At 59.2% G+C, this 19561-nt stretch carries 16 protein-coding genes; 12 read left to right on the top strand and 4 right to left on the bottom strand.

From position 1 onward, the window contains the following. Window positions 1-43 precede the first annotated feature (43 nt). From radA to ACFO6X_RS12325, 7 genes are all read left to right on the top strand, one after another. A complete protein-coding gene (gene radA / locus ACFO6X_RS12355) occupies window positions 44-1426 on the top strand; it encodes a DNA repair protein RadA (protein ID WP_382433466.1) in 1383 nt (460 codons plus the stop codon). 67 nt (window positions 1427-1493) lie between these two features. Continuing rightward, entirely contained in the window at window positions 1494-1928 is a 435-nt protein-coding gene (locus ACFO6X_RS12350; RefSeq protein ID WP_382433464.1) for a glycerate kinase, read from the top strand. A gap of 43 nt (window positions 1929-1971) precedes the next feature. Then, the gene (locus tag ACFO6X_RS12345) at window positions 1972-2910 is read left to right on the top strand and encodes a branched-chain amino acid transaminase (protein ID WP_382433462.1); all 939 of its coding nucleotides are present in this window, start codon (window positions 1972-1974) and stop codon (window positions 2908-2910) included. 5 nt (window positions 2911-2915) lie between these two features. Continuing rightward, on the top strand, window positions 2916-3122 hold the full coding sequence (locus ACFO6X_RS12340; RefSeq protein WP_382433460.1) for a zinc-finger domain-containing protein: 207 nt from the start codon (window positions 2916-2918) through the stop codon (window positions 3120-3122). Next, window positions 3122-3928 carry a glycosyltransferase family 2 protein gene (locus ACFO6X_RS12335; RefSeq protein WP_382433458.1) on the top strand — a complete coding sequence of 269 codons (807 nt, stop codon included), beginning with the start codon at window positions 3122-3124 and terminating at the stop codon, window positions 3926-3928. The genes ACFO6X_RS12340 and ACFO6X_RS12335 overlap by 1 nt, the downstream gene beginning before the upstream one ends. Window positions 3929-3930: 2 nt before the next feature. Next, window positions 3931-5190, top strand: coding sequence for an O-antigen ligase family protein (locus tag ACFO6X_RS12330; protein ID WP_382433456.1), 1260 nt, complete (start codon window positions 3931-3933; stop codon window positions 5188-5190). Between the two features lie 164 nt (window positions 5191-5354). Beyond that, complete coding sequence (locus ACFO6X_RS12325) at window positions 5355-6524, top strand: GGDEF domain-containing protein (RefSeq protein ID WP_382433454.1); 1170 nt, start codon at window positions 5355-5357, stop codon at window positions 6522-6524. Window positions 6525-6537: 13 nt separating this feature from the next. Here ACFO6X_RS12325 and ACFO6X_RS12320 read toward each other — a convergent pair whose 3' ends face one another. The 3 genes from ACFO6X_RS12320 to ACFO6X_RS12310 all read right to left on the bottom strand — a co-directional run bounded on the left by ACFO6X_RS12320 (window position 6538) and on the right by ACFO6X_RS12310 (window position 9965). Continuing rightward, the gene (locus tag ACFO6X_RS12320; RefSeq protein ID WP_382433536.1) at window positions 6538-7755 is read right to left on the bottom strand and encodes an ATP-binding protein; all 1218 of its coding nucleotides are present in this window, start codon (window positions 7753-7755) and stop codon (window positions 6538-6540) included. Between the two features lie 25 nt (window positions 7756-7780). Further along, the gene (locus tag ACFO6X_RS12315; protein WP_382433452.1) at window positions 7781-8491 is read right to left on the bottom strand and encodes a response regulator; all 711 of its coding nucleotides are present in this window, start codon (window positions 8489-8491) and stop codon (window positions 7781-7783) included. Between the two features lie 103 nt (window positions 8492-8594). Continuing rightward, window positions 8595-9965: an AmpG family muropeptide MFS transporter gene (locus ACFO6X_RS12310; RefSeq protein ID WP_382433450.1), complete on the bottom strand. Its 1371-nt coding sequence runs from the start codon at window positions 9963-9965 to the stop codon at window positions 8595-8597. A 31-nt stretch (window positions 9966-9996) separates the two neighbouring features. Between ACFO6X_RS12310 and ACFO6X_RS12305 the strand changes: the two genes are divergently transcribed. Beyond that, complete coding sequence (locus tag ACFO6X_RS12305) at window positions 9997-10857, top strand: M48 family metallopeptidase (protein WP_382433448.1); 861 nt, start codon at window positions 9997-9999, stop codon at window positions 10855-10857. Between the two features lie 54 nt (window positions 10858-10911). Continuing rightward, window positions 10912-12597: a response regulator gene (locus tag ACFO6X_RS12300; RefSeq protein WP_382433446.1), complete on the top strand. Its 1686-nt coding sequence runs from the start codon at window positions 10912-10914 to the stop codon at window positions 12595-12597. A gap of 6 nt (window positions 12598-12603) precedes the next feature. Here the strand turns inward: ACFO6X_RS12300 and ACFO6X_RS12295 are convergent, their stop codons facing one another. Continuing rightward, window positions 12604-15978, bottom strand: a complete 3375-nt coding sequence (locus ACFO6X_RS12295) for an EAL domain-containing protein (protein WP_382433444.1) — start codon at window positions 15976-15978, stop codon at window positions 12604-12606. Window positions 15979-16252: 274 nt separating this feature from the next. On the opposite strand from ACFO6X_RS12295, the gene ACFO6X_RS12290 reads away from it, so the two are divergent. From ACFO6X_RS12290 to ACFO6X_RS12280, 3 genes are all read left to right on the top strand, one after another. After that, window positions 16253-16723: an FKBP-type peptidyl-prolyl cis-trans isomerase gene (locus ACFO6X_RS12290; protein WP_382433442.1), complete on the top strand. Its 471-nt coding sequence runs from the start codon at window positions 16253-16255 to the stop codon at window positions 16721-16723. 36 nt (window positions 16724-16759) lie between these two features. Then, on the top strand, window positions 16760-18373 hold the full coding sequence (locus tag ACFO6X_RS12285; protein WP_382433440.1) for an HD domain-containing phosphohydrolase: 1614 nt from the start codon (window positions 16760-16762) through the stop codon (window positions 18371-18373). A 109-nt stretch (window positions 18374-18482) separates the two neighbouring features. Then, window positions 18483-19553 carry an RNA-guided endonuclease InsQ/TnpB family protein gene (locus ACFO6X_RS12280; RefSeq protein ID WP_382433438.1) on the top strand — a complete coding sequence of 357 codons (1071 nt, stop codon included), beginning with the start codon at window positions 18483-18485 and terminating at the stop codon, window positions 19551-19553. The last annotated feature ends 8 nt before the right edge of the window (window positions 19554-19561 follow it).

Below are 19561 nucleotides of genomic sequence, written 5' to 3'. Positions count from 1 at the left end.
CATTCAACCCGCCCTGGTGGCGGGTTTCTTTTTGGAGCGCCCTATGGCCAAGGAAAAAACCATCTTCACCTGCCATGAATGTGGTGGCACCAGCCCGCGCTGGTTGGGCAAATGCCCTGGTTGTGGTGCCTGGAACACCTTGACCGAATCAGTAGCCGCCAATATGGCCCCGTCCAAAAACAGGTATGGTGGCTCGCTCCATGCTGGGCTGGCTGCGGCCCAGCCCGTGACACCGTTGGTGGCCATCGAGGCCACCGACATGGCCCGTACCCCCAGCGGCATTGAGGAGCTCGATCGTGTGCTCGGCGGCGGTATTGTCGAGGGCGGTGTGGTGCTGATTGGTGGAGACCCTGGCATTGGCAAATCGACTTTGCTATTGCAGGCGCTAGATGCCTTGCAGCGGGTGGGGCTGCCCACGCTCTATGTGACAGGCGAAGAAAGCGGTGCCCAAGTGGCTTTGCGTGCGCGTCGCCTCGGGGTCGATCACAGCCAAGTGCAGGTGTTGGCAGAAATTCAGCTAGAAAAAATCCTGGCCACCATAGAGGCTGTGCAGCCAGCGGTGGCAGTGATTGATTCCATTCAAACGGTGTACTCTGACCAACTCAGCTCGGCACCGGGGTCGGTGGCTCAGGTGCGTGAATGTGCGGCACACCTGACGCGCATGGCTAAATCCTCGGGGGTGACGGTGGTGTTGGTGGGCCATGTGACCAAGGAGGGGGCACTGGCCGGGCCGCGCGTGTTGGAGCACATGGTCGACACCGTACTTTACTTTGAGGGCGACACGCACAGCAGCTTTCGGTTGGTGCGTGCTATCAAAAACCGCTTTGGTGCCGTGAACGAAATTGGCGTTTTTGCCATGACTGAAAAGGGACTCAAGGGGGTGGCTAACCCCAGTGCAATCTTTCTCAGCCAACACAGCGAGCCGGTGCCTGGCAGTTGTGTGTTGGTGACTTTGGAAGGGTCGCGCCCATTGCTGGTGGAAATTCAGGCCTTGGTCGATGGGGGGGGCGTCAGCCCGCGCCGTTTATCGGTGGGCTTGGAGCGTGACCGATTGGCCATGCTGCTGGCGGTGTTGCACCGCCATGCCGGGGTGGCCTGTGCGGATCAGGATGTGTTTGTCAATGCCGTGGGGGGGGTGCGAATCAGCGAACCCGCCGCCGATTTGGCCGTGATGCTGGCCATTACTTCCAGCTTGCGTGGCAAGCCCTTACCCAAAGGCTTTTTGGCGTTTGGTGAAGTGGGCCTGGCCGGTGAGGTACGCCCAGCACCGCGCGGTCAAGAGCGCCTCAGAGAAGCGGCCAAGTTGGGTTTTAGCGTCGCGGTGGTGCCCAAAGCCAACGCACCCAAAAAGCCCATAGAAGGCTTGACGATTCATGCGGTGGAGCGGGTGGATGAGGCCATGGAAGTGGTGCGCAGCATGGGCTGAACAGCAGCGCCCGCCCTACGCACTCTCCACAAGTGCCACAGCCCTTGGGCCATACGACAATCGCGCCATGAACTTGCGCAATATTCTGGTGCCCATATTGGTGGTGGGTCTGCTGTGGGTGGGCTATCGCTCTTATGGTTGGCCGGGGGTGGCCGCCGTAGGGGGGGGCGTGTTGATGTGGCTGCTGCTGCATTTCACCCGCTTGATGAATGTGCTGAAAAAGGCGGCCGATCGCCCCATCGGCCATGTGGGCAGTGCGGTCATGCTCCATGCCAAGCTGCGCGCTGGTGTCAGTTTGCTGCATGTGATTGCCATGACACGGTCGTTGGGGCAACTGCAATCGCCCGCCGAGACGCAGCCCGAAATTTACCGTTGGACGGATGCCAGCGGCTCGTGGGTGGAGTGCGAATTCCAGCATGGCAAGCTGGTGCAGTGGCAATTGCAGCGCCCCAGTGTGTCTGAGACGGGCACAGATGCTGCCACGGCGGCCCCCACGCCGTAAAATCTTGGGTTTTGCGAATCCCTGCAACCCCCAAAGGATACCCATGAGCCCCGTGATTCCCTCGATGGCCGACCGTGACGGCAAAATCTGGATGGACGGCCAGATGGTGGATTGGCGCGATGCCAAAATCCACGTGCTGACACACACCCTGCACTATGGCTGCGGCGTTTTTGAGGGCGTGCGCGCCTACAACACGGTCAACGGTACAGCCATCTTCCGCTTGGAAGAGCACACCGACCGCCTGTTCAACAGTGCCAAAATTTTGCGCATGAAGTTGCCCTTCAGCAAAGAAGAGGTCAATGAGGCACAAAAGGCCGTCATTCGTGAAAACAAGCTCGAGAGCGGCTACATTCGTCCCTTGGTCTGGATTGGCGACAAAAAGCTGGGCGTTTCGCCCAAGGGCAACACCATTCATGTGATGGCCGCTGCTTGGGCTTGGGGTGCTTATTTGGGCGAAGAAGGCATGAAGCGCGGTATCCGCGTCAAGACTTCTAGCTATACGCGCCACCACGTCAATATCACCATGACGCAGGCCAAGGCGGTGAGCAACTACAGCAATTCCATTTTGGCCAACATGGAAGCCACCGACGATGGCTACGACGAGGCTTTGTTGCTCGACAGCGCCGGTTTTGTGTCTGAAGGTGCCGGTGAGAATGTTTTCGTCATCAAAAATGGCGTGATTTACACCCCCGATTTGTCTGCCGGTGCGCTCAATGGCATTACCCGCAACACTATCTTCCACATCGCCAAGGATTTGGGGTTGGAGATTGTGCAAAAACGCATCACGCGCGATGAAGTTTATATCGCCGACGAAGCTTTCTTTACCGGCACCGCCGCTGAAGTAACGCCGATTCGCGAGCTTGACCGCTTGGAGGTTGGCTGTGGTAGCCGCGGCCCCATTACCGAAAAAATCCAGACGGCGTTCTTTGACATCGTCAATGGCCGCAACCCCCAATACGCCCACTGGCTCACCAAGGTTTGATTGCCATGTCCCAAGCTGCTGTTGAACTGCTGGCCAAGGATCTGAACGGCCAAGGCGGCGTTTTCTGCCCTAACCCCAAGGCTGGTATGACCCTCTGGAATACCCACCCTAAGGTGTATGTGGATGTGGCCCGTACGGGTGAGGCCAAGTGCCCCTATTGCGGCACCGTGTACCGTCTGAAGGCGGGGGAGCACGTCCACCACGGCCACTGATGCCATCGCCAGTGGCTGATGCTGGGCCGGTGCCCACGCTGACAGTGGCGGTGCTGACGCACAACGAGGCCCGCTGTATTGATGCCTGCCTGCGCAGTGCTGCTTGGGCAGATCAGTTGTTGGTGGTTGATAGTGGCAGCACCGATGACACGGTGGAGCGCGCCCGCGCTGCTGGAGCCGAAGTCTTTATTCATGCCGATTGGCAAGGCTTTGCTGTGCAGCGCACGCGCCAGCTTCAACATGCGCGCTGCGACTATGTGTTCTTTCTGGATGCCGACGAGATCATGTCGGCAGATTTTCAGCAAGAATTGCAGGCGATTGTGCGTTCGGGCTCGACGGCGGTTTGGCAGATCCGCTGGCGCATGATGGCGTTTGGTCATGAGCTGCGCCATTTTCGTGCCAATACGCTGGTCGAGCGTTTGTTCCAACGCGACCAGATCCAAGGTTGGACTGGGGTGGTACACGAACAGGCGCTGCTGCGTGATGCCCATGTTCCACGCCAGGTGATGCACACACCGTTGCTGCACCATTCGCGCCAGAGTGTACGGGCCAGTTTGGAAAAACTGACCCAGTATGCGGCGCTGGGGGCTGCCAAGCGGGCCGCACAAGGTCAACAGGGCGGTGGGGTGGTGCGTGGCTTGCTGGCCGCCAGCACCATGTTCATTCGTTTGTATGTAGTGCGGCTGGGCTTTTTGTGCGGTGGCGCGGGTTTTCTCTACTGCCTATTTGTGGCGCTGGAAGCCTTTTTCCGTTATGCCGCGCTGCTGTACGACCGTGACATTTTGACCGACAGGGCTGGCCGTTGAGAGTGGATGGCTTGCTGTGGCAGCGCCTGTCTACCTTGGGCGCCTTCATGGTGCCGGGGTTGGCCCTGTGGTTGCCCTCAGGTTACTCTTGGGGGGCCGTGCTTTTGTTGTTGTGCAGCCTGCTGGGGGTGACAACTTGGTGGCGCCGTCCATTGGGGGCGGGTGCAGGGCGTGCTGTCGCACTGGCCGGGGCTTTTGCGTTGATGGGCTTGGTCTGGGTGTTGGATATGGATGGCCCTGGTGGTTTGCGCAACCTTGACCGGGCCGCCAAATACTGGATGGCCTTGCCTTGTCTGTTTTACCTGTTGGCTTGTCCTCCTCATCCGCGCAGCCTGTGGTGGGGGGTCGCATTGGGGGCCATTGGCAGTGGGTTGCTGGCCCTGTTCCAGATTGTGGTGCAAGACATGGAGCGGGCAGCCGGGTTTACCAATGCCATCCAATACGGCAATTTGAGCCTGACCTTAGGGGTGATATGCGCGCTGGTTTGGTGCGCATTGGGGGCAACCTTGCGCTTTTGGCAGGCGGTGGGGCTGGCGGTAGCTATGGGGCTGGGCTTGCTGGGCTCGCTGCTGTCTCTGTCACGGGGGGGGTGGTTGGCGCTGCTGTTGACTTTGCCTCTGTGGGCCTGGCTGTTGTGGCGCTGGGCTTACCGGCCCATGCTGGTTCGTGCGGCCGTGCTGTGTGTGTTGGGCCTGTTGGCCACACTGGCTTTGCAGGGGCCACAGTTGCATCAGCGGTGGGTGCAGGCCAACACCGAGGTGCAAGACTACCTCCAACATGGCAAAGCCGACTCTTCTGTGGGGCAGCGCCTAGACCACTGGCGTCTGGCGTGGGCGATGGGCTTAGATCGTCCTTGGACGGGCTGGGGCCGTGCAGGCTACGCTGCCGAAAAACAGCGCCGCGTGGCGGCTGGGCAAGCCCACCCGTTTGTGTTGGCGTTTGATCATGGACACAATGAAGTGCTAGACCTGTGGGCCAAGCGGGGCTTGCTGGGGGTGCTGGCGTTGCTGTTGTTGTATGTCGTGCCCGTGTTGATTTTCTGGCCTACACGCAGGCGCTTGCGTCGGGGTGCCCGCTTGCTGGACACCACGGCCTTGGCGTTGCGGTTGACGGGGTTGGCCTTGCCCATGCTTTACGCTGGTTTTGGTCTCACACAGGCGTTTTTGATGCACAACAGCGGCAACATGTTCTATCTGTTCATGTTGATGCTGGTGTTAGCGGCCTTGCAAGCGCGCGAGGCCGAGATGTGGGGCGCGGTGTAGTGGGGCCTTGCCCGGTTGCCCACCTGTGGGTAATGGCGGGGCTGGTGTCAGAGCGGTGAAGAGGGTCTTGTTCTGCGGCTTGGGGCGGTGCTACAACCCCTAAGATGTGGTGCCCATTGGATATGGTTGTTGGCTCAACAGCCTCTGAGGAAAGGACGAAGCCCATGCCCGTTGATATGCCGACCGTGTTATTGGCCATTGTGGTGGTGGCTTGTTCCATGGGATCGGCAGTCTTGGTGTCTGGGTGGCGTTTGCCACGCCCAGATGGATTGGCGCTCTGGGGCGTGGGTTTGCTGCTGTTGGCGCTAGGGTTTGTGCTGTTTGGGCTGCATGGTTGGCTGGATATGCCTTGGCTGCTGTGGCTGGGCAATGTGTTGCTGTCGCTCTCGTACGCCTTGGTCTTGTTGGCACTGGAGCATTTTCACCAGCGGCGCTGCTCGCCGTGGATGTTGGCCGGGCCGGTGTGGCTGGTGGCCCTGCTGTCTTGGGGGTTTTTGCACCAACCACAGTGGCGGGTGCCTGCTGTGGACATGGTGTTGCTGGGGCAATGGTGCATTGTGGCTGCCAGTGTCTTTCGCTGCCAGACTGGGCCTTTAGAGCGGGGGCGCTGGCTGTTACTCTTGGGCGCTAGCCTGATGGGGGTGGTTTATCTGGGGCGCCTGTGGAGCCAGGTCATGGGCTGGAGCCAGATTGATCAATTGCTGCTCTCGCAGCTGCCCCAGGTGCTCACGCACTTTGCTGGGCTGGCCGGGTTGGTGTTTTTGACCTTGGGTTATGTGCTCATGACCAAGGAGCGGGCCGATGCCGAGTTTCGCCAAAATGCACGGCTTGATGCACTGACCGGGGTGCCCAACCGCAGCGCCTTTCTTGACACCTTCCAGCATGTGCTGGCCCAAGCTGCCCGAGGGCGCTGGCCGGTGTCATTGTTGATGGCTGATATAGACAAGTTCAAGGTCATCAACGATACCTACGGCCATTTGGCCGGAGATGCGGTGCTCAGGGCTGTGGCACAGCGCCTGCAATCTGGTTTGCGCGCCCAAGATACCCTGGGCCGTTATGGCGGTGAAGAGTTTCTGGTGCTGTTACCCGACACGCCGATGGCTGGGGCGCGCACATTGGCCCAGCATCTGCGTTACAGCGTTGAACAGATGGTGGTGCCTTGGGAGGGGCAATCCATTGCTGTCACTATCAGCGTGGGGGTTTATGGGTGCATTCCTGATGGGGTGCAGGATGCACAGGCGCTGATTGATCGGGCCGATCAGGCCATGTATGCGGCCAAGCGGGCAGGCCGCAACCGGGTGGAAGTGGCCGATGTTGCACTGGCATGTGCCTGAGCTGAGCCTAGTTCTAGTGCAAGGAAGGTGCTTGCAGTGGCAGACGCAGTACAAACACGGCGCCCGTGCCCGTGCCGTGGCCTTGGCAATGCACACTGCCTTGGTGGCGGGCTGCAATAGAGCGCACCAGCGCCAACCCTAGCCCTACACCACCGGCCCGCTCGCTCGCCCCCGGCAGCCGAAAAAAAGGCTCAAAAATGCGCTCACGCAAGGCCTCTGGCACGCCTGGGCCTTGGTCGCAGACATGCACCTCGGCCATGTTGCCGTCGCGGTGCAGCACTACCGTGATCTGGCCTTGGCTGTAGCGGCGGGCGTTTTCCAGCAGATTGCGCAGTGCCCGGCGCAGCAGTTTGGCGACACCGGCCACCTCCAGGGTGTCACTACCGGCTTCCAGATCGGCCCCTACGCGGGCACACTCTTCGGCAGCCAGCCCAACCAGGTCTACCAATTCAACCGTGCCAATATCTGCTTCCAACGCATCCAGGCGGCTGGCCAGCAGAATTTCATCGACCAATTGATCCAGCTCGGCAATGTTGTGCAAGATTTCTGCCCGAAAAGCAGGTGCTGGTTGCCCAGTGCCCATCAATTCCAGACCCATGCGGATACGTGTTAATGGAGAGCGCAACTCGTGGGAGGCATTGGCTAGCAGAGATTTATGCGATTGCACCAAGGCCTCAATGCGACTGGCTGCCGCATTGAACTGGCGTGACAGGTCGGCCACCTCATCATGGCCTTGCACAGGCACTCGGATGCTCAGGTTGCCTTCGCCAAACCGCTGCACACTGCGCTGCAATACCTCCAGCCGCTTCAGCAGCCGACGCACTACTGGAAAGGCACCCAGCGCAACGGCGATGCCCACCACCCCCAGCATCCAGACAAAACCCAAGGGGGGGCGCAGCCAGAAGGCGGCGCCCTTCTCGGGGGGGGGCGGTGGATAGGGGCGGCCGGGGTGTGGAGCCATCTCTAGCCGATAGGATTGGCCGTTGTCTAGTTGCAACTGAAAGACTGGGGGCTGGCCTGGCAAGCGTTGGGAGACGCCGCGCCCGACCAGCGCGCCTTGGGTATCGCGCAGCACAATATCGCGGGTGACTGGGGTGGCGTTTTGCAGGTGGTGCTCTGCTGCCACACGCCAAGCCCAACCCACCAGCAGGGTCAGTATGGCTACCATGCTGACCACGGCCAACCAAATGCGCAGGTACATGCGCTGCGAGAACAGATGCAGCAGCGACATCGATGGTTGGGGCATGGCCTGGCCCTTAGTCTTGTTGTTTGGCAAAGACATAGCCTACGCCCCGTACCGTCAGGATGCGGCGCGGGTTCTTGGCGTCTTGCTCGATGGCCGCTCGAATGCGGCCCATGTGGACGTCGATAGAGCGGTCAAAGGCCTCTAGCTCACGCCCACGCACGGCCTCCATGATTTGCTCGCGGGTCAGTACCCGCCCAGCCCGTTCGGCCAGCGTCACCAGCAGATCAAATTGGTAGGAAGTCAACTCACAGGCTTGGCCTGCCACCATGACGGTACGGGCATCCCGGTCGATTTCCAGTGTGCCAAAGCGCAGGGGTTCTGTGCTGGGCGCTGGGCCTTCGCTGCGTCGGCGCAGAATGGCACGGATGCGTGCCAGCAGTTCACGCGGCTCAAACGGCTTGGGCAGGTAGTCATCGGCCCCCAACTCCAGACCAATCACACGGTCCATCGGATCACCTTTGGCCGTGAGCATCAATACGGGCACCCGTGCCGCTGCACCTGGCAAGCTGCGGATGGCGCGGCACACGTCCAGCCCGTCCATGTCTGGCAGCATCAGGTCTAGGATGATCAGGTCGGGCAGGCGTGTGCTGCCAGACAACTGTGCCAGCCCACTGTGGCCGTCGGCGCAGTGTGTCATTTGCATGGCTGCCTGCCCTAAATATTCGCCCACCATTTGGGCCAAGCGGGCATCGTCTTCAATCATCAGCAACTGTGCATTCATGGCGGTGGCAATAGGGTAGAAAACAGTGATATGGTGGTCCTGGCACATGCCCCAGTGTTGAAGCCTGGGTAAAGCAGCGGTAAAACTGAGACAGCGGGGAGGTTTATCGGGGGGGGGCTGTCAAAGGCAGCCTTGAGACCAGCGCCACCAGCAGCAACACTGGTACGCCCAGCAGGGCGGTGCCCACAAAAAAAGAGGTGTAGCCGTGGGCATCGACGAACTGTCCCGAAAACCCCGCCAGCCATTTGGGTGCCAGCAGCATCATGGAGCTGAACAGCGCATACTGCGTGGCCGAATATTGCACATTGGTCAGCCCAGACAAATAGGCAATAAAGGCGGCAGAGGCAATCCCGCCCGACAGGTTGTCGGCACTGACCACCCAGACCAGCCCGCTCAGGTCATGACCGCGCGTGCCCAGCCAAGCGAACAACAGGTTGCTGGCTGCCGACAGCATGGCACCCAGCATCAGCACCCGCATCACCCCCCACCTGAGCGACAGCACCCCGCCCACAAAGGCACCCAGCAGCGTCATGATGACGCCAAACACCTTGGTAACGGCTGCGACCTCATCTTTGGTGTAGCCCATGTCTACATAAAAGGGGTTGGCCATGATGCCCATCACCACATCGCTGATGCGGTAAATGCCGATCAGTGCCAGCACCAACACAGCCTGCCAGCGGTGGCGGCGCAAAAAATCAGCAAATGGCTCGACCAGCGCCCCGCGCAGCCATTCTATGGCATTGCGTGACGGGGGCAATGGCCTTTGCAATGGCTCGCGCGATAGCAGCACCGTGACAGTGCCCACCAGCATGGAGGCGGCCATGACCAGATAGGCCACTTGCCAAGCATGGTGCTGGTAGCCGTTGGCATCGGGTGTTTGGGCCCGCGCCGCCAACCAGAGCACCCCGGCTCCGGCCCAAATCATGGCCAGCCGGTAGCCGGTTTGGTAAGTGGCAGCCAAGGCAGCTTGGTGTTTGGTGTCGGCAGACTCGATACGAAACGCATCTAAGGCAATATCTTGTGTGGCCGAGCCGAAAGCCACGGCCAAGGCACACCAAACCACAGGCTCCAAGGCTTGCTGTGGATCGTTGAATGCCATTCCCACCAGCCCGGCCATGATCAACCCCTGCGACAGCAACAGCCAACTGCGGCGGCGTCCTAAGCGGCGCGTCAGCAGGGGCAGGGGCAGGCGATCGACCAGTGGCGACCAAGCCCACTTGAAGGCATAGGCCAGCCCTACCCAGCTCAAATAACCGATGGTGGTGCGGTCTATGCCCGCCTCGCGCAGCCAAAAACTCAAGGTGCCCAGCACCAGCAGCAGCGGTAGCCCGGCACTGAAGCCCAAGGTCAACATGCGCAGGCTGGCGGGTTCCAGATACACCCGCAGAGTTTGGTGCCAAGGCAGAGGGGCGGCAGAGGGGGCAGTATGCGCAGCAGGGGAGGCTGAAGGGGTGGCTGCGGGGTGGTCTGACATCGAAAGCGTCCTTTTTGCCTATTATTGGCGCATGTGCCTGTTCTGCCCTGATTCTTTGCATCCCCCCTTGGCTGCCCACAGTCCTTGGTCTCCACGCCGTGCCTTTTTGCTGGCAGCCGGGGCCAGTGTTGCCACGCCAGCTTTGGCCCAGGTGGATGTGGGCAATGCCTCGGCCATGCGCAAGCTGGTGCCCGCCGACACGCTGGAGGCTGCCGCAGTCCAACAATACGGCCAAATGTTGGCGCAGGCCCGCGCCCAACGCGCACTAGCACCTGATCACCATCCGCAATTGCAACGCCTGCGGGCCATCGGTCAACGGCTGCTGCCTTTTACGGCACCGTGGAACCCACGGGCGCGCAGTTGGCGCTGGGAAGTCCATTTGATTGCCAGCCCACAGATCAATGCTTTCTGTATGCCCGGCGGCAAGATTGCGTTCTACACCGGCATTTTGGACAAACTGCAACTGACTGACGATGAGGCCGCAATGGTCATGGGCCATGAAATGGCCCATGCCCTGCGTGAACATGCCCGCGAACGCATTGCCAAAACCCAAGCCACCAATATCGGCTTGCGCCTAGGGGCACAACTGCTGGGGCTGGGTGACTTGGGCACTTTGGCTGCCAACTTGGGGGGGCAGTTGCTCACGTTGCAATTTAGCCGCAGCGACGAGAGTGATGCCGATCTGGTCGGGCTGGAAATAGCCGCCCGTGCGGCCTATGTACCCACGGCTGCTGTGAGTTTGTGGCGCAAGATGGGGCAGGCCACCGGGGGCAAGACAGGGGGGCTGGCCTTTCTATCCACCCATCCCAGTGGCCCGCAACGCATCCGGGAACTGGAAGAAAATGTGCCCAAAGTGCAGGGGCTGTATACCGCTGCACGGCGTGGTGGATGATGCCATTCATTCTTATTCACACTATGCTGGCCCATACCGGGGCAAAATGAGGCTATGAGCTGGCCTTCCAAATCCCTGACCAATGACTTCAGCCAGGCTACGGCCTTGGTTGCTGATGCCAACACCACTACCCGTAGCGTGATGGGCGCGCAGTTGCGCGAGCTGGGCGTTAAATCCATCCGACAGGTCTCGCGCGCCAGTGATGCCCGCAAGCACCTAGAGGCGCAAACTTTCGATATCGTGCTGTGCGAGCAAAACTTTCCGCAGGAGTCTGTCACTGGGCAAGACTTGCTGGACGATTTGCGCCGTGGAGGCATGTTGCCGCTGGCCACCATTTTTGTGATGGTGACTTCTGAGGCATCGTATAGCAAGGTGTCGGAAGCAGCCGAGTCGATGCTGGACTGTTATCTGCTCAAGCCCTTTACGGCAGCCCGGTTGCAAGAGCGTATCTCGCAGGCCCGTAAGCGCAAGGTGGCCCTGCAAGACATTTACCAAGCCATCGATACCCAAGACTTTGAGCGTACTTTGCAACTGTGCCTGACGCGCTTTTACGAACGGGGGCAGTACCACATGTTTGCAGCCCGTGTGGGGGCCGAGCTATTGCTGCGGCTGGCTAAGTTTGAGCAGGCACAGCATCTGTACGAAGATGTGATTGCCATTGACAACCCCTCTTGGGCGCGTTTGGGCTTGGCGCGGGTGCAGTTGGAAATGGGCCAAGCCCACAAGGCCAAACCACTGCTGGAAAAGCTGGTCGAAGAAGAGCACGGCTATGCCGATGCCTACGATAACTTGGCCCGCACCTTGATGGAGATGGGGCAGTTTGAAGAGGCGCTCAAGGCCCACCAAGCCGCTACCGACCTCACGCCCACATCCATTGCCCGTTTGCAGCGCCACGGCATGTTGGCTATTTATTTGGGCGATAAAGAGAAGGCGCTCAACTTGCTGGAGCGCGCCCGGCGTTTGGGGCTGGGCTCGAAAATGTTTGATGGTCAGACGCTGGCGCTGCTGGGTATGCAGCGTTTTGAGATTGATGAACCTAAGCAGGTGCGCGGCTTTTTGCAAGAGTTGCAACAGATGACCGACCGCCATCCCGAGTCGGTGCGTTTGCAACGCATGGTGCAGGCGCTGCGCGTGTTGGATGCCTGTATGCAGCAGGGCGAAGCAGAAACCTTGCAGGCACTCGAATTGTTGACCAAAGCGATTTTGGAGCCCGATTTTGACTTTGAGGCCGCCTGCAATTTGTTGTCGGTGCTCGCCCTGCTGTCCACACGCAATATTGCCCCATCCGAAGTAGATGGCATGGTGCGCACTCTAGGCATGCGTTTTGCCACCTCGATGGCGATGGCCGAATTGCTGGTAGGGGCTGCCAAGAAGCATCCAGTGATGTCGGAGATTCTGACGGCCAGCAATACCCAGGTGTTGCGTTTGTTGGAGCAGGCCTTGGCACCCAGCCGCAATGGTGAGCCACAAAAGACGGTGGAAACCTTGTTGGCCCAAGGGGTAGCCAGTTTGAATGCCAAGCTGATTGAGACTGCCTGGCGGGTGTTGCAACGCTACGAGGCTGAAATCATCAACGCCGACGAGCTGCGCAGCAAACTAGAGCCGTGGCGGCAAATGCTGGGCACGGCCTACAACAAGCCGGTGCTGGGCGATCGCAATATGCGCCAGTCGGGTGGCGTGAGCTTGCGTGGTATGGATTCGCCGCCATTGCAGCCCACGATGGCCCCGTCCAACCACTGAGCAAGCTTATATCCACCACTCCCGTTGGCTGCTGGCTGGTGGCTGGAATTGCTCCAGCCACCCTTGGAATTGATCGGCAGGCATGGGTTTGGCAAGCCAATAACCTTGGGCCAAATCACAACCAAATGCGGCCAGTTGCTCCCAGTGCTCTTGCGTCTCTACGCCTTCGGCCACCACTTTGCGGCCCAGATCGTGGGCCAAATCGATGGTGGAGCGCACAATCAGTGCAGAGTCTTTATTGACCGACATATCGCGCACAAAAGACTGATCGATCTTGATGTACTCCACCGGCAGCTTTTGCAAATAGCTCAGGGAGGAATATCCCGTGCCAAAATCATCGATATAGAGTGCAATGCCGGCATCGCGCAAGCCGTGCAGTACCCGAAGTGCAAATTCGGCGTCCTCCATCACGGTGCTTTCGGTAATCTCCAGCTCCAGCAAACCCGTGGCAACACCCGACAGGGTTTGCAAGTGGAGGATTTTCTCTAGCAGGTGCACATCGCGCAGATTGCGTGCTGAGAGGTTGACCGCAATTGGCAGGCTGCATCCGCTGTGTGTCCATGCCCGATTCAGTTGCAGACTGGTCTCAATCACCCACTCGGTCAGTGGCTTGATCAGTCCGGTATGTTCAGACAGGCCAATGAATTCGCTGGGCATGATCAGGCCGCGCTCGGCGTGGTTCCAGCGCACCAAGCCCTCGGCCCCACAAACCCGGCCTGTGGTCATCTCGACCTTGGGCTGTAAATACAAGGAAAGATGTCCGCCCTCAATGGCCCGGCGCAGTTCTCCGGCCAAACTCAGGTGGCTTGATCGGACGCGGTTCTGGCTGACATCAAAAACAACGTAGTCTTCTTCTTTCTTTTTGGCTTGGTGCAGCGCAATGTCCATGTGGCGGTACAAGTCATGCGTAGTGCAGCCATGTGCAGGAAACAACGCAACCCCGGTTTTGGCCGAGACATCCAAGAAGATGTCGGCCAGCGGAAAGGGTTGGGCCATGGCCTGCTGGAGGCTTTCTACCGTGGCAACTGCCGCAGTGGTGTCACTGTTGGGCAACAGCACGGCAAACTCGTCCCCACGCAGGCGTGCCACCACCGCCGTTGCTGGAGCGGCAGCGCGCAGCCGCAGGCCAAACTCACGCAACATTTGATCGCCGTGGTGGAAGCCCAACGCATCGTTGATCTCGCTCAGGCGCTCAATGTTGGTTTGCAACACCGCAAAAGGTTGGCCCGAATGCTGTCCGGTGGCAATGGCCGCAGTAAGGCACTCGGTGAATTGGGTGGCATTGGGCAAACCAGTCAGGGCGTCGTAGCGCATGAGGCGATTGACTTCCTCTTGGTTTTTTTGCTGTTCGGCACTCACGCGCAGTGTGGCAATGCCAAACGCCAAGTCGTCCGCCGATTCAGACAGCAACGCCACCTCATCGGCACCAAAAATATCCGGGTCAGTGTGGTAAATAGACAGCGCGCCCATGATTTTCCCGCCCATGTGCAGCGGGCAGGCGAGGGCTGATGCCTTGTCGTGCAAGTAAGACAACAACTGCACACAACCCGGATGGCTGTGTACGTTCCCAATCACCACAGGTTTGCCGGTGCGGATGGCTCTGGCCGCAGCGCCTTGGCCCCGTTCATTGTCGGCCCAGCTGAGTGGGAGTTGGCGCAGTTCGGCCAAGCCCCCGGCAAAGCCACTTTGCGCCATTGGCCGCAGCGATTGGGCATCATCGTCTTGGCAGTACCACACAATCGCCATGTGATAACCACCCACCTCGACGATGGATTGGCACATGTTGTCAAGCAAGGACTGCTCGTTGGTGGCCCGCAACATGGCGCGGTTGCCAGCACTCAGGGTTTTGAGTGCGCGGCTCACATGTTCAAGTTGGTGGACATGCTGTTCCAGGGCCGTGTTCAGCGTTTTGATTTTTTCTTCTGCGTTTTTGCGCTCGGTGATGTCCGTGCCCAACACGTAGTAGCCCACCACGCCTGCGGTGGGGTCGCGCTTGGGCAGGTAGTTAATGACCTGCCAGACACCGGGGAAGGGTTGCCAGTCGTAGCTTTGGGCCTCCCCCTGTAATACCTGATGGATCAGGGGCGCTGCAATCGCATAGCGGGCTGGCCCCAAAATATCACGCACCGCGCAACCCGCAATATCGGGCTGGTCTGGGGCAAAGCGTTCTTGGTATTGGCGATTGACATAGACGTAGTGCTGTTGTGCATCCACATAGGCAATCAGAGCAGGCACACTGCTGATCACGCTGCGCAGGTGCTCCTCACTTTCGTGCAATTGGGCGGTACGCTCGCGTACGCGCTGTTCGAGTTGTTCGTTTTGCTCACGGATGGTACGTTGTGCTTGCCGCACCACGGTCTCATCCCGAAACACCAGCACCACACCGGTTAGCTCTCCGGCCATATTGCGTATAGGGGCCGCACTGTCTGCAATGGGCCATTCACGGCCATCACGGCTGATCAATGAGGTGTGGTTGGCAAGATCTTGCATCTGGCCGGTAGCCAGCACCTGGGCCACAGGAATGACCGCTGGTATCCGGGTTTGTTCATTGATAATGCAAAACACCTCGTCAATAGGGCGACCACGGGCCTCATCCAAGGGCCATCCGGTCAACCGCTCGGCCACTGGATTCATGCGGGTGATGCGCCCTTCCACATCGGTAGCCAACACAGCATCACCAATAGAGTGCAATGTGGTGGACAGGCTTTCTTCACTTTGGGCCAGTGCTTGTTGGCTGGCCCTGGTGGCCTGCAATTGCCGCCGAATCAAAACGTAGGTGGCCGTCAGCAACACTACCAGTAGCACAGCGACCAGCAGGCCAAAGGCAATCATGGTTTGGTGGGTACGCGCCTGTTCAGCATTGCGCTGGGCCAACAGCCGGGTCTCCTCGGCTTCCATCTCATGCAGCACGCGGTAGGTGCGCTCGCGCGTCTCGCGCAAAGGTGCAGTGGCTACAAAAGCAGCGGCAGCGGTCTGGCCTTGGGTTTTTCTCAGTAATTCAACCTGTCGGGAAATTTGCAACCGTTCATTCAGCACGGTGCGTAGCCGCTGCCAACGATCTTGTTGCGGGGCGTTGTCGGCGGTCAAGACGGCCAAACGCGCCAGCACCTCTTCACGGTGGGCAATCGTGGCGTCACGCTCTACCAGATGGGCGGGATCTCCAGACACCCGAAAACTTTGCGTGGTCAGCTCGATCCGCAGGGTGTCGCTTCTGGTGTGCGCAATGTGGTTCAGCACATCATGGGTATGTGCTACCCGATGCACTGCATGGGTGGCGTCATCAGCACTCTTCCAGGTGATGACCGAAAGCACTGCGACCACCAACACCAAGGCCGTAAATGCTGCAAGCACCTTGGCTTCAAAACTGGAGTCTGGTTTCATATTCTGCTTTGCCCCCGCATGGATTGCAGAGCCTGTGCACAGCTTGTATAGACACGGGCTGAATGAGTGTATCAATCTGTTAAAAATGTGTGAAATATATTATCCCTACAGCCACTGCATGGAATCAATCGGTTACACCCACCCTGCCTCTGTGGGCGATACAACCGGCAGATAGCTGCGTCAAGACTCGGGATGGCAGGTTGGGCTGCAAGGTCATGCCAACGGTGGACAATCGTGGCATTTCCTTTTTTCTGCAACGCTACGAAAGCGCACCATGCTCATTGCTCCAGATACTGCCGTCACGCTCCGCTACCAAGTGACCAGCGCCCAAGGTAAACCCCTCGACAACGGTACGCTGGCGTATCTGCACGGTGGCTACGAGGGTATTTTTCCCAAGGTAGAAGCCGCGCTGGATGGGCAGGCCGTCGGCTTTAGCACCACGCTGGATTTATCGGTGGCCGATGCATTTGGTGAGCGCGATGAGTCTTTGGTGCGCACCATTGCCAAGAGCGAATTTCCGCCGGGGGTGAAGGTGGGCGGCCAGTTGCAAGGCCCAGGGGCCGATGGCCAACCCAGGGTGTTCAATGTAGTGAAAATCAAAGGGGCCGAAGTGCATCTGGATGGCAACCACCCACTGGCTGGGCAGGCGTTGCGCTTTCACTGCACTGTGACTGAAGTGTGGGCTGCTACTGCCCCCGAGATTGCACATCGCCATGTGCATGGTGCCCACGGCCACCAGCACTGAAGTCGGGGCTGCTGTGCAGCAACAGGCTTGGCCTGCATGAAAAAAGGCGATGAGGTGGCAGCAATGGAAACAACAGACACCCTGTTCCGACGTTTTGAGCAGCTCAACGAGATAGGCGCAGCCTTGTCTAGCGAGCGCGACCTCAATCGCCTGCTGGAAAAAATCTTGTTGGCGGCCAAGGCGATTACCCATGCCGATGGTGGCACCCTCTACCTGCTGACCCAAGATGGGCAGCATCTGCATTTTGAGATTGTTCGCACCGATTCGCTCAAGATTGCGCTGGGGGGAACCACGGGCCAACCCATCTCGGGGCTGTTTCACGACTTGCCGCTGCAAAAGGCCGATGGTTCGCCCAACAACCACTTGGTAGCGGCCTTTGCGGCCAATACCGGCCAAACGGTCAACATTCCTGATGCCTATGCGGCTGAAGGATTCGACTTTTCTGGCACCCGCGCCTTTGACCAGCGCACCGGCTACCGCTCGCAATCGTTCTTGACGGTGCCCATGAAAAACCACGAGGGTGCCTTGATTGGGGTGTTGCAGCTGCTCAACGCCCTAGACCCCGCCAGTGGTGGGGTCTGCGTGTTCTCGCAGGCTGACCAGCGTCTGGCCGAATCGTTGGCCTCACAGGCGGCCATCGTGCTCAACAACCGCCAGCTGTTGCACCAACTGGAAGCGTTGTTTGAAGGTTTTATTCAGGCCATCAACTTGGCCATTGATGACAAATCGCCCTACACCGGCGGTCACTGCCAGCGCGTGCCCGAGCTCACCATGATGTTGGCCCAGGCCGTCAATGCCACGCAAGAAGGGCCGCTGGCGCAGGTGCACTTGAGCGATAAAGATTTTTATGAGCTACGCATTGCCGCACTGCTGCACGACTGCGGCAAAGTGACCACCCCTGTGCATGTGGTGGACAAAGCCACCAAGCTGCAAACCCTGCACGACCGTATCCACGAGGTGGATACCCGCTGGGAAGTGATTAAGCGCGATGCACTGGTGCGGCAATGGCAGGCGATGGCCCAAGGTGCGGATGCGGCCCAGGCCCAAGCCGAATATGCTGCCTTTTGTGTGCAATGCGATGCCGACCGTGACTTTATACGCCGCGCCAACATTGGCGGTGAGCGCATGCTGGATGCGGACGTGGAACGGGTGCGCCAGATTGGCCGTAGCTACCATTGGCAAACCCCCTCGGGTGCCCAAGCGCCACTGCTGACTGACGAGGAGATGGACAATCTGATGGTGCGCGCTGGCACGCTCAATGGGGCCGAACGCGAGATCATTAACCACCATATTGTGGCCACCATCAAGATGTTGCAAAGCCTGCCTTGGCCTAAACACTTGCAAAACGTGCCCGAATATGCCGGAGGCCACCACGAGCGCATGGATGGGGGCGGCTACCCGCGTGGCCTCAAGCGTGAGCAGATGAGTTGGCAGGCGCGCATGATGGGCATTGCCGATATTTTTGAGGCCTTGACGGCCCACGACCGCCCCTATAAGCGGGCCATGCCGTTATCGCAGGCACTGGAGGTTTTGCAGGGCTTTAAAGATCGGGGCCATATTGATCCGGATCTGTATGAAGTGTTTGTGCGCCAGCAGGTGTACCGCCAGTATGCACAGGCATTTTTGGCCCCAGAGCAGATGGACTGCTAGGCCAGTGCCATCACCGATGCGCGGGAAGCCCCGAAGTTCTTCAGTCCGGGGTTGAGAGCGCGCACGCCGTAGGCGTGCTAATAGGGATTAGCAATCCATAATCTACATCATGGACTGCACCAAAACCCTGCGTCTGCGCATCAAAGACAAGCACGCCAAAGTGCTGGCGTTGATGGCGCGTGAGGTCAATCAGGTCTGGAATTTTTGCAACGAAACCAGCCACCGCGCCATCCGCGAGCGCCACCAATGGCTCGCGGGCTACGACCTGCAAAAGCTGACCAACGGTTTCAGCCAGTGCGATGGCATACACATCGGTTCGCCCACTGTGCAACAGGTGTGCGAGGACTACGCCAAGGCCCGCAAGCAATTCAAAAAAGCCAAACTGCGCTGGCGCGTCTCCAACCCCCAGAGCAGCAAATACAGTCTGGGCTGGATTCCGTTCAAAGCGCGTGCTGTGCAATACAAGGCGGGGCAAATCGCTTTTGCAGGTCAGAAATTGAGCCTCTGGGACAGCTACGGTCTGGCGGACTACGAGTTGCGCGCTGGCAGCTTCAGCCAAGATACACGCGGGCGCTGGTACTTGAATGTGGTGGTGAAGGTGCAAGTCCAAGCCAGCGCGGGCGCAGCCAGTGTCGGTATCGACTTGGGTTTGAAAGAGGCGGCGGTCACTTCTACCGGCGAACGCATTGAAGGGCGTTTTTACCGCAAGCTCGAATGCAAACTCGGTATTGCACAGCGGGCGCACCAAAAGCACCGGATCAAAGCCATCCACGCAAAAATTGCCAACCAGCGCAAAGATGTGCTGCATAAGTTCAGCACGGAACTGGTGAAACAAAACGCCGCTATTTTTGTCGGTGATGTGAGCAGCGCCAAGCTGGTCAAAACCAAGATGGCCAAGTCCACGCTGGATGCGGGCTGGGCCATGCTCAAGACGATGTTGGAATACAAGAGCCATCAGGCCGGTGTCGTCTTTGAAGTAGTGAATGAAAGCTACACAACCCAGACTTGCTCGTGCTGCGGGGCCATCCCTGCCAGTAGTCCGAAAGGTAGAGCGGGTTTGCGAATAAGAGAGTGGAAGTGCAGCGACTGCGCAGCGGAACACGACCGCGATGTGAATGCAGCACGCAACATTCTCGCGGCGGGGCATCGCCGTCTAGCAGTAGGAATTCCCGTCCTTTAGAGCGGGGA

Source organism: Giesbergeria sinuosa, from assembly GCF_042652905.1.
Lineage (GTDB): Bacteria > Pseudomonadota > Gammaproteobacteria > Burkholderiales > Burkholderiaceae_C > Simplicispira > Simplicispira sinuosa.
This window is presented reverse-complemented; position numbering and strand designations above follow the sequence as displayed.